The organism is Actinomyces bouchesdurhonensis (genome assembly GCF_900128465.1).
GTDB lineage: Bacteria > Actinomycetota > Actinomycetes > Actinomycetales > Actinomycetaceae > Pauljensenia > Pauljensenia bouchesdurhonensis.
Window position 1 is genome coordinate 111939 of record NZ_LT635863.1, and the last position, 10013, is coordinate 121951.

The window sequence follows — 10013 nt, forward strand, 5'->3', positions numbered from 1 at the left end:
GGGAAGGTGAACTACCCGCCCAGTAGCCCCATCATCATCGCCCAGATCGCAGCGCGAGGCGGCGCGTCCAGTGTTGGATCGGCTGACAGCCGGGCGAGGGCTTTCTCCTCAAGCGGCGCGTGGATGTGCGCGTGCATGTGGTCGGTCACGAAACACTCGTAGTGTGGCCCCGTCCGCCACCGTCCACGACGTATCTCTTCGCGCACGCAGGTCACGACGCTCCAGCGCCCCGAGACGCAGTCCTGGGCGAAGTGTGACTCCGCGGGGCCATATGTCACGAGATCGTTGAGCACATCTTGAGCGCCTTGCGCATCCAGGGAACGAATCGCAGCGACGAAGTCCGCGGGAATGTAAGGAGGCCCGTCGTGGATGGTAGGTCCGGCGTGCAGCAGGGAGGCGAGGGCTGCGATGTGGGGGACTTCGCAGTCATCAACCTGACTGAAGTGCACGCCGTCCACGTCGGAACGCATAACGACGGAGCGAGGTGCTGTGGGCCAGATCCTCCAGTCGCGCACGATGCCCGAGATGGAAGGGGACAGGACGCGGATAATGATTCGGGAGTGGGCTGCCCGCACCGGTTCTAGGATTCGTGCCGCGTCACCGGCCAGGCCGTTGGCGCCGACTAGTCCGAGCGACACCAGTCCGCTGGAGAGTGCAGCGCTTGAGAGGGTGCCGACCTTATCGTCGCCGGCGATCATATCGAACAGAGCGTCTGCCTGCTCGACGGTCACGACGAGCTGATCAACAGACTGGTCTTCAGCGGGATGGTCGCTCACGGTGCTACCTCCAGGGTTTGAGTCATCGTGATGAAATCGTCGATGACCGTCGGGAAGAGAATGCTGGGGCACGTACACGTCGCGGTCCACAGGAAGCGCCGCGACGAGGGGTGCCCCACCGGAGCTGTGCGTGTCATCCACGTGAGTTGAGTGAGCGTCAGTGACACATTATCGAGAATGTAGACGCCAGTGCGCCAGCGCGCGCCTTGAGGCGTGACCGGCCAGGTGAAGTCGTCAATGAGGTGGAATCCGGGCAGCGCATTCTTCACCTGCCTGATGGTGTCCGCGTAGACGTCGTCGTCGCTCGCGTCGGTGCTGAGTGCTCCGCCGGTGACTACGAAGGTCGGAACATTTCCCTCATCTTTTGTCGAAGCGACGGCGACGAGGCGGACGCTGGGATCATCTGCTAGGGGGGCCGAGCTGTGAGTATTCCTCCGGGGTCAGGAATCTCCATCCCGAGGAAAGGGTCATTGTTACCTGTTCGTTCACCAGAATTCCTTCCTGCCCGCATGGTTCTCGTAAGCCTCCCGATCGATGTTTCCGTTCTCATCCAGGAGCCCGTGCCGCTTGGCGTACTGCCAATCGGCGTAGACACACCGGGGAAATTTGATCGGTAGAAGGCCGATGAGAATGACGAGGCCGAGGAGCATCATGAGGCATGCAAGCCCAAATATTAGCCAGCCGGGTGCTTGCTTCTCAATGAGAACAGAAAATAGATAGATGAAACAAATAGATGATAGAGCCGGAGAACCGATAGCTGCCCAGTTCTTGCTGATGCGACCTTGTCCGTTCATACGACGCCATAGGTTCGCGGCCTTGGAGTCCGTGAACATTTCGGCGTACCATATGCCCACGCCAAGAACGCCAAGAATCAGAGCGCATAGACAGCCAAGCAAATTATCCTTCATAAGTCATCCCTCATTCCATCGACGCTGCAACACGGTCTACACCCTTATCATTGATCCAATCACCAGCAGATTCACCAGCATAGTGCCCGATCGCTCCGCCGATGACGCCGCCGACCAGGCCACCAACGACGGCACCAATGGGTGCGAAAGGCCCTGAGATAGCGGATACAGCCCCGCGTTCGTTCACCAGAATTCCTTGCCTTTTGTGTGTTTCTCGTATGCCTCCTGGTCAATGTTTCCGTTCTCATCCAGGAGCCCGTGCCGCTTGGCGTACTGCCAATCGGCGTAGACACACCGGGGAAACCTGATAGGTAGGAGCCCAATGAGAATCACTAGGACAAGGAATAAAGATACATAAACGCAAGGGAAATAAAGGCTGCGTGGAATGATGTTCACCTCAGCGGTGCTCATGACTCCAACATCAATGAACATCAAAGAGAACGCAGGGGTGCAGATTGCCGACCAGTTTCTGCTGTGGAGACTGGATTTTGTCATGGTTCTCAATATGTGGCCAAGGCGACTGTCCGAGAACATTTCAAGGTACCACATTGTCATACAGAAGATACCAAATAGAAATGTCGCTACGGGCATTATGCGATCATGTGTCATAATCTGAAACCTTATCCGTTGTCCATATGGCTATCGATGACTGAGTTGGCCCCATCTCCGACCTTCTCTCCGGCGTAGTGCCCAATCAAGCCGCCGACGACCCCGCCGACAATGCCGCCAACGACTGCACCAACGGGTGCGAAAGGCCCCGAGACTGCCGCACCGATGGCGGCACCGCCTTTGGCTCCTAGTGCCGCTCCTCCCCACGTGCCAAGACCTGTGAAGGTCCCCTTCACGCCCGCTCGCGCGACCTTGTGGCCCTCGCTCCATTCGGGGTGCTGCTCGGTATCGGTTTGGTACGTGTCGTAGGCGGTGATTCCACCGTCGACGACCGCCCCCACTACGCCGGCGACCTTCCCAATTTTTGTGGCGACCGGCAATACTTTTCGTGTTGCCACTGGTTCCAGCCCGTGTCTCCCGATCGGCCGGAAGGCCCACTTCGACAGGTCCCCTTTGGCGAAGAAACCCTCGGGAGCTTCATACAGCCGATTGAAATTCACCATCGAACCCCCAACGGTCATATGCCCGCCCATGTCCAACAGCCCCACAGCATAGGGGAGTGCCTTCGCTACCGGGTGTTTCTCATCCAGAACAAACTGTTCTTTGAATGCGTTGAACACGGGTTCAATCCATCGCTCATAGAGATCCACTTGTAAGCCGTCTAATGCGAGCGAGAACACGTATTCCGCGCGTTCATAGTTTTGCCGCTGGACCAGCGCTTGTGCTTTCAGATCATTGAAAATCCTAACAAGGTCCTCGGTTGCGTCTTCGAATAGGGTCACAGCGTCACCGTGGACATGCAGGCCGTAAGCTTGCGCTGTCTGCGCGATTCCCTGGTACTTGTCGCGCACCGTTTGCATCGACCAAGCGAGCTCTGACACCGCGTTCTTGAGCGTGGACAGATCATCAGAAACCTCCTCACAGACTTCTGATGTGATCCTCAGATCGTTTCTGCATTCCTCGACAAGAAGTGCCTCCTGCTGAGCCACGATGGATGAAGCCTGGGCCGCATCACCGTCTGCGTGATTTAATGCTCCCGCGCTTTGCTCGCACTGTGCTTCGAAGGCGAAGAGAGCGTCAACGTTGATGGGAAATGGCATGGAAAATGAGGTGCCGTGCTGTTCTGCAGGGTCGCTGGCGCTCATCGTGCCCCCCTGTTGCGCAGATATTCTTGCATTGCCTGAAAGTTTATGGCTTCCTGATCGTCGGTGCTGGCAAAGGCCTCGGAGGCTGCCGTCAGACCGTGAGCGACAGCTGACGAACAAAAGGCTGCCTTCCAGATCACCTTATTGATCCTCTCAACCTGAGCCGTAAGATCGGCTTCGTTGCTCCCGGCGCCACTCGGGGCCTCGAGAGTATAGGAGCAGACGTCCTCGCATGAGTACTCCAAGATGTTGACGGCACGCGACACATCGTCCGCGTTCCATTTGATTCCACCTGACAACTATCTCCCCTTACATTGTGGTCAGTAGTGGTCAGGCTAGCCCCCCGCGAGAACCTGTCAAGAACGGATTCTAGGGGTGGCGGCAACACCCGCTACCCCCTCGTCGCATGGTTCTGCCGCCGATCTGATTGCGTGTGCCTGTGGTTTCAACACGAGCTGTACAGGGCAGTCATGCGTCGCCCGGACCACCAGAGGACGACCCCAGCGGCGACGACAACAGATGACAATGCGAACAGATAGCAACGACAGCCGAGGGACCTCGGCGGGGCGAGCGGCACATGCGTTGAGGGGGCGGGGCCGCATGGCCCCGCCCCCTCGACGCATCCGTCAGGACCGCCCGCTCGATTACGCCCTGCCGCTGAAGTCAGCCACGGCCTCGTCCAGGCCCGCGCGACGGATACGCACCAGCGAGAGGAACGCCAGGCCGGCTGCCAGGGCGATGCCCAAGCCCCGAACGAGCCAGGACTCGTCCACGAAGATCATCGCCATGGCGGCCAGGACCGGCACCAGCAGCGTGAACGCGTAGCCGATGTACCGGCCAAACGACGGCATGGGCACGCCGTCGGACTCGGCGACCGACTTGACCATGAAGTTCGGGCCGTTGCCGATGTACGTGATCGCGCCACAGAACACGGCGCCCAGCGAAATTGGAATCAGGTAGTACTCGGGCACACCAGCAATCAGAGTGCCCTCGCCGCCGGAAGCCTTCGCCATCTCGAAGAACGTCATGTACGTCGGAGCGTTATCCAGGACGGACGACAGGCCGCCCGTGAAGACGAAATACGTCATGCGTGTCAGCGGCAGATCCGAGGCAATCTGCTCCAAGTAGCGCAGCGCCGGCGCCATCGTCGAGAAGATGCCAATGAATAGGGTCGCAACCTCCATGATCGGGCCCCACGTGAACGCGTTCTCCTCGAAGCGCACCTTCTTGTCCGAGAGCTTGTAGGACAGGCCCGCGACCGTGAACATGATGACCTCGCGCCAGGGCACCAGGTCGACCCACGAGTCGAAGTGACCCTCGGCCAGCGCCTCGCCATCCCAGGAAGGGGCGAAAGCGACGGAGAGGATGATGATCGCGAAGAACAACAGGTTGATCTTTCCGTGCAGGCGCAGGGGCTGCACGTCACGGTCGTCGGACTCGATGGAGGCCGTGTCCTCGGACGCGTAACGTACGCGGTCGATCGAGTAGTAGGTGAGGAGCAGCAGCCCCAGGGTGAACAGCCACTCCTTCCACAGTGTGAGCGTCCACGTGAAAGGAACACCGTGCAGGTAGCCGAGGAAGAGCGGCGGGTCGCCGAGCGGAGTCAGTATGCCGCCACAGTTCGCGACGATGAAGATCGTGAACAGGACCGTGTGCACGCGGTGCTGACGTTCCTTGTTCGTCTCCAGGAGTGGGCGGATCAGCAGCATAGCCGCGCCGGTCGTCCCGATAAACGAGGCCAGCAGGCCGCCGATCGCCAGGAAGATCGTGTTATTGCGCGGGGTCGCCTGAATGTCGCCGGCCAGGTGAATGCCGCCGGAGACCACGAACAGCGCGAAGAGCAGCGCAATGAACTGGACGTACTCCACGCCCGTGGAAATGAGGGGGCCGTTGCCGGCCTTCATGAACAGCCAGATTGTCGTCGGCACGCCGAGAGCGAGCGCGACGGACAGCTGAGAGGTTTCCTTTTCCCACCAGTGCGAGGTCTTCGGGATGATGGGCAGCAGGGCGATGCAGGCAAGCATCGCAACGAAGGGGAGCAGACTCCACCACGGGTAGGTCATTGGCCATTCCTTGGTAGACAATAGAGACGCTCTTTATTTTAGGTGGNGTGGCGGGGCGCGGCGCTGGGAGGTGTCAGCGGGCGGTGGCGTGCTGGCCTGGGTACGCGTGGCGCCCCGAACAGGACTCGAACCTGCGACCTCTTGCACCGGAGGCAAGCGCTCTATCCGCTGAGCTATCGGGGCAGCCCCGCCAGTTTAGCAGGCTTCAAACGCCCGCGCGTGACGGTGAGGTGTGCCATACTAGTGGGCGTTCCTTGTTCGAGAACCCCTCAGGAGGATTCCATGCGCGTCCATATTGCCACTGATCACGCCGGTTTTGAGCTCAAGGAAAAGATCGTCGCTGATCTGCGTGAGAAAGGCTATGACGTCGTCGACCACGGCGCACACGTGTACGACGCCCTCGACGACTACCCGCCGTTCTGCATTGAGGCAGCGCAGGCCGTTGTGGATGAACCCGGTAGCCTCGGCGTCGTTATTGGCGGATCGGGTAACGGCGAACAGATGGCTGCGAATTGTGTGGAAGGTGTGCGTGCCGCCCTCGTGTGGTCGGATGCTACCGCTCGTCTAGCTCGTGAGCATAACGACGCAAACATGATGGCGGTCGGTGCTCGTCAGCACAGCGAGGAAGAGGTTTTGGCTCTCATCGTTACTTTCCTCGAGACTCCCTTCAGCGGGGATGAGCGCCACCAGCGTCGCATCGACCTGATGGCCGCTTACGAGCGTTCCGTGCGCGCCTGAGTGATCTTTTCGCGAGACGGGGCCGGTGGTCCGTCGGCCCGACCCGCGAACTCGGCCCCGGCCTCGTTCTCTGGCTGCGATCGGCCTCGGCCTCGTGGTTCCTCCACAATCTCGCACGTAATTCCCCAGTGCGTGTTTCAGATTTTGAAATCTAAGTGGCGGAATTTCACGGTTTTCTGGATGCCTATGATAACTAAGGTGAACCAAATTACGTGCGACTGCGGGGTGAGCATGGCGCCTAGCCCTGACCGGTGAGCGTCAGGTAGACCAGGAACAGGTTGAGTGCGACGATGACAGCCGCGATCAGGAAGCCTGACGCGCGTAGGACGCGGTTGTTTGCATAGTCGCCCATGACGTCGCGTGATGCTGTGAGTCGTATGAGCGGGATGATCGCAAAGGGGATGCCGAAGGACAGGGCGACCTGTGAGACGACGAGCGCCCACGTGGGTTCCGCTCCTGCGCCAAGGATAATGAGAGCGGGAATCAGCGACACGAGGCGGCGCACCAGGATCGGGACGCGGACGTGGAGCAGGCCGTTCATGATCTCGGAGCCTGCGTAGGCTCCCACTGACGTGGAGGCCAGGCCAGACGCGAGCAGGCCTACTGCGAAGACAGTGCCTACGACGGGGCCGAGAGTGGAGGAGATCGCGGCGTGCGCACCCTCGATCGTGTCAGTGCCTTTTTGTCCTGCGAGGGCCGCTGCCGCCAGGAGAAGGAGGCCGATGTTGACCAGGCCCGCGATGCTGAGCGCCCAGTAGATGTCGATGCGGGTTGCGCGCAGCAGGCGCGACAGGTGGCCTGAGGAGTGACGCGAGTCGGCGGTGGAGGGTCCCAGGTCGTCTGTTTCGTGGTCGTTGACCAGTGAGGAATGCAGGTAGACGGCGTGTGGCATGACGGTTGCGCCCAGCATGGAGGCTGCGACCAGTACCGAGTCCGTGCCCTGGAAGCGGGGGAGGAGGCCGCCGAGGACTCCTGACGCGCTGGGCGGGGCGACAAACAGGCCCGCGAGGAAACCGAGCGTGATGACGACCAGCAGGGCGACGATGATTGTTTCGAACTGGCGCTGCTTACCCTCGCCTTGGACGACGAGAAGAGCCATGGAGATGGCGCCGATGATGATGCCGCCCCACAGGAGTGGCAGTCCGAAGAGTAAGTGGAGTGCGAGGGCCCCGCCGATGACCTCGGCCAGGTCGGTCGCCGCGGCGACGATCTCTGCTTGGATCCAAAAGGCGATGCGACCGGGTTTGGACATGCGGTCGCCGAGCAGGGTGGGCAGGGACTTGCCGGTGACGAGGCCGAGCTTCGCGGAGAGGTACTGGACGACCATCGCGAAGATATTCGAGGCGAGGAGGACCCACACGAGGAGGTACCCGTAGCGTGCGCCCGCCGTGATGTTGGCGGCGACGTTGCCGGGATCAACGTAGGCGACGGCAGCAACGAAGGCAGGACCGAGGAGAGGGATAAGCTTGTGGTGGTGCTCGGTGGCTGGTGTGCTCACGGTGTTCCTCCCTGCGCAGTCAGGATTATTCGGCTACCCGAAATCTTACCCTCGACTTTCGTGTAGACGCGGGACGAAAGACGCGCGTGATGGCTCTCGTGTGGCCAGGTTTTCATCCCCGCGCCGCGCATTCATTCGCGGTGACGAGCCAAAACCCCGTAGGCTAATGGGGTGACTCCTGAAGAACTTGCCTCCCTTATCCGCTCGACGCTGCTGGACGCTGCGGCCGCCGGGCGCATCTCGATTGACCCCGCTCTGGTGCCTGACCCTGTGACGGTCGAGCGCCCGCGCGTGCGTGAGCACGGCGACTGGGCGACGAATGTTGCCATGCAGCTCGGCAAGAAGGCGGGTATGGCGCCGCGCGAGTTCGCACAGATCCTCGCTGACGATCTCGCCGCCGCCGCCGGCATCGATTCCGTTGAGGTCGCGGGTCCTGGCTTCATCAACATTCGTCTGGGTGCGGGTGCCGCCGGTGAGCTTGCTCGTACCATTGTCGAGGCCGGTGCGCAGTACGGTCGTAACGCGACTTTGGCGGGTCGCTCTATCAATCTCGAGTACGTGTCGGCAAACCCGACTGGCCCCGTGCACCTGGGTGGCGCCCGCTGGGCAGCTGTCGGCGATTCGCTCTCGCGACTCATGGCAGCCTGCGGTGCCGCGGTGACCCGCGAGTACTATTTCAACGATCATGGTTCCCAGATCGACCGTTTCTCCCAATCCTTGTACGCTCGCGCGACGGGACGTGAGGTTCCTGAGGACGGCTACGGCGGTCAGTACATCGCGGACATTGCTGAGCAGGTCCGTGCCGACGCGAACGCCGCCGGTGAACCTGACCCTGTGACGCTGCCTGAGGCCGAAGCCGTCGAGGTGTTCCGTTCCCGTGGTGTCGAGCTCATGTTCGCGGAGATTAAGGAGCGCCTGCACTCCTTCCGCGCGGACTTCGATGTGTTCTTCCACGAGGACTNACGGCTCCAAGCCGGGCGCGGCATTCGTCGGCAGATATTCGTCCGCAAAAATCTGCCACAGCGCGGGCGCATTGATCTCCCCACCGTACGTATCCGTGTGACGCTGAACGATACGAGAGAACTCCACCTGGAGGCGGCGCGGTGTGGCTGCGCACGACGACCTACGGCGACGACAAAGACCGTGTTCTCATCAAGTCGGATGGCCAGGCGGCCTACTTCGCGGGCGATGTCGCCTACTACCTGAACAAGCGTGAGCGCGGCGCGGATGCGGCCATCTACCTGCTTGGCGCCGACCACCATGGCTACATTGGTCGCATGATGGCCATGTGCGCGGCCTTCGGCGACAAGCCGGGCGAAAATCTGCAGATCCTGATTGGGCAGCTGGTCAACCTGGTCAAGGACGGCGAGCCTGTGCGTATGTCGAAGCGCGCCGGAACCATTGTCACTCTGGATGACCTCGTTGATGCCGTGGGCGTGGATGCCGCGCGCTACGCCCTCGTGCGTGTCTCCATGGACACGCAGGTTGACATCGATCTGGACCTGCTTTCGAGCCACTCCAACGACAACCCGGTCTACTACGTGCAGTACGCTCACGTGCGCACTTGTAACGTTGCCCGCAACGCGGCGGCGCACGGCGTTACCCGCGATGCTGGCTTTGACCCGGCTGTCCTGGACACCGAGGCTGACGAGGCCCTGCTGGCCGCCCTCGCCCAGTTCCCCGCCCAGGTCGCACAGGCCACAGAGCTGCGCGAGCCGCACCGCATCGCCCGCTACTTGGAGTCCTTGGCCGCGACCTATCATGCTTGGTACGGCCAGTGTCGTGTGACGCCTCGCGGCGACGATCCGGTCGAGTCCGGTCACGTCGCGCGCCTCTGGCTCAATGACGCGGTCACTCAGGTGCTGCGCACCGGCCTCGGCCTGCTCGGTGTGGGCGCGCCGGAGAGGATGTGACCCGGTGAGCGATGCGGTTACCCTGACGTGCCCGACCCCCGATGAGCGCCCCGACCTGTGGCCGTGGAGCGCGGCGCGGGAGGGTGGCGTGCTGCGCGTGGGTGGCGTCGACCTGACGAATATCGCCGCCGAGTTCGGCACCCCCATCTTCGTGCTTGACGTCGAGGCTATGCGCGGTCGCGCCCGCGTGTGGGCATCGGCGATGGCCGAGGAGTTCTGGGACGGATACGGATTGAGCGGCGGCGACGTCTTCTATGCTGGCAAGGCATTCCTGAGCGCCGACGTCGCACGCCTGGTCGCGGCCGAGGGCCTAGGTATCGACACCGCCTCGCTCGGCGAACTGAGCCTCGCCCTGCGCGCCGG

At 61.6% G+C, this 10013-nt stretch carries 9 protein-coding genes, 1 tRNA gene and 2 pseudogenes; 3 read left to right on the forward strand and 9 right to left on the reverse strand.

Features of this window, described 5'->3' with window-relative positions; all coding sequences use genetic code 11:
- Positions 1 to 11: 11 nt before the first annotated feature.
- The 8 genes from BQ7477_RS01615 to BQ7477_RS01650 all read right to left on the reverse strand — a co-directional run bounded on the left by BQ7477_RS01615 (position 12) and on the right by BQ7477_RS01650 (position 5684).
- Positions 12 to 776 (reverse strand): XRE family transcriptional regulator, encoded by a 765-nt coding sequence (locus BQ7477_RS01615; RefSeq protein WP_073982563.1) that lies wholly within the window; start codon positions 774 to 776, stop codon positions 12 to 14.
- Positions 773 to 1045 (reverse strand): hypothetical protein, encoded by a 273-nt coding sequence (locus BQ7477_RS12210; protein ID WP_234968624.1) that lies wholly within the window; start codon positions 1043 to 1045, stop codon positions 773 to 775. Before BQ7477_RS12210 ends, BQ7477_RS01615 begins: the two co-directional genes overlap by 4 nt.
- A 216-nt stretch (positions 1046 to 1261) precedes the next feature.
- A complete protein-coding gene (locus BQ7477_RS01625) occupies positions 1262 to 1684 on the reverse strand; it encodes a hypothetical protein (protein WP_073982564.1) in 423 nt (140 codons plus the stop codon).
- Positions 1685 to 1694: 10 nt separating this feature from the next.
- The gene (locus BQ7477_RS11820) at positions 1695 to 1871 is read right to left on the reverse strand and encodes a hypothetical protein (RefSeq protein WP_159430571.1); all 177 of its coding nucleotides are present in this window, start codon (positions 1869 to 1871) and stop codon (positions 1695 to 1697) included.
- 433 nt (positions 1872 to 2304) lie between these two features.
- Entirely contained in the window at positions 2305 to 3393 is a 1089-nt protein-coding gene (locus BQ7477_RS01635; protein WP_073982586.1) for a glycine zipper domain-containing protein, read from the reverse strand.
- A gap of 41 nt (positions 3394 to 3434) precedes the next feature.
- Positions 3435 to 3737 (reverse strand): hypothetical protein, encoded by a 303-nt coding sequence (locus tag BQ7477_RS01640; protein WP_129582462.1) that lies wholly within the window; start codon positions 3735 to 3737, stop codon positions 3435 to 3437.
- Between the two features lie 345 nt (positions 3738 to 4082).
- Positions 4083 to 5501, reverse strand: a complete 1419-nt coding sequence (locus tag BQ7477_RS01645) for a sodium:proton antiporter (protein WP_073982567.1) — start codon at positions 5499 to 5501, stop codon at positions 4083 to 4085.
- 107 nt (positions 5502 to 5608) lie between these two features.
- A tRNA-Arg gene (locus BQ7477_RS01650) sits at positions 5609 to 5684 on the reverse strand.
- Between the two features lie 99 nt (positions 5685 to 5783).
- On the opposite strand from BQ7477_RS01650, the gene BQ7477_RS01655 reads away from it, so the two are divergent.
- Positions 5784 to 6239 (forward strand): ribose-5-phosphate isomerase, encoded by a 456-nt coding sequence (locus BQ7477_RS01655; protein ID WP_073982568.1) that lies wholly within the window; start codon positions 5784 to 5786, stop codon positions 6237 to 6239.
- 238 nt (positions 6240 to 6477) lie between these two features.
- Here the strand turns inward: BQ7477_RS01655 and BQ7477_RS01660 are convergent, their stop codons facing one another.
- Positions 6478 to 7737 carry an Nramp family divalent metal transporter gene (locus BQ7477_RS01660; protein WP_073982569.1) on the reverse strand — a complete coding sequence of 420 codons (1260 nt, stop codon included), beginning with the start codon at positions 7735 to 7737 and terminating at the stop codon, positions 6478 to 6480.
- A 171-nt stretch (positions 7738 to 7908) separates the two neighbouring features.
- Here BQ7477_RS01660 and BQ7477_RS01665 point away from each other — a divergent pair.
- Positions 7909 to 9650: pseudogene (locus BQ7477_RS01665) on the forward strand (arginine--tRNA ligase).
- A 4-nt stretch (positions 9651 to 9654) separates the two neighbouring features.
- Positions 9655 to 10013: pseudogene (locus tag BQ7477_RS01670) on the forward strand (diaminopimelate decarboxylase); the annotation flags it as partial.

Bases quoted from the DNA above. Each gene is read 5' to 3' on its own strand.
- BQ7477_RS01625 (WP_073982564.1), bottom strand. From the start codon at position 1,684: ATGAAGGATAATTTGCTTGGCTGTCTATGCGCTCTGATTCTTGGCGTT.
- BQ7477_RS01635 (WP_073982586.1), bottom strand. From the start codon at position 3,393: ATGCCATTTCCCATCAACGTTGACGCTCTCTTCGCCTTCGAAGCACAG.
- BQ7477_RS01645 (WP_073982567.1), bottom strand. From the start codon at position 5,501: ATGACCTACCCGTGGTGGAGTCTGCTCCCCTTCGTTGCGATGCTTGCC.
- BQ7477_RS01655 (WP_073982568.1), top strand. From the start codon at position 5,784: ATGCGCGTCCATATTGCCACTGATCACGCCGGTTTTGAGCTCAAGGAA.